Below are 268 nucleotides of genomic sequence, written 5' to 3'. Positions count from 1 at the left end.
ACATAGTGCCGGAGCGTTAGGCACCTCACAGACCAGCGGCTCTGAGCGAGCCGAGAGGGAACACCCGTATGCTGTACCTGATGCGTGACGCCTGCGATCTGATGCTCACGCCAGCCCGCATGGCAGCCGGTCTCGCCAAGACAGCCTACCAGAACCCCTTCAGCCCGCTCGCCTACACACCCAGCAGCCGCGCCATTGCGGCCTCCTGTGAGTTGTTCGAGCGCGGCACGCGCAGTTACGCCAAACCGCGCTTCGGACTGCCCACGAG

The 268-nt window shown here is 64.9% G+C and carries 1 pseudogene; it reads left to right on the top strand.

Features of this window, described 5'->3' with window-relative positions:
* Positions 1 to 68: 68 nt before the first annotated feature.
* Positions 69 to 268 (top strand): annotated as a pseudogene (locus tag EOD29_RS32105) (polyhydroxyalkanoate depolymerase); the annotation flags it as partial.

Source organism: Mesorhizobium sp. M1A.T.Ca.IN.004.03.1.1, from assembly GCF_003997555.1.
Lineage (GTDB): Bacteria > Pseudomonadota > Alphaproteobacteria > Rhizobiales > Rhizobiaceae > Mesorhizobium.
Note: the sequence above shows the minus strand (reverse complement) of the source record. Positions and strands in the feature narration are given on the sequence as shown.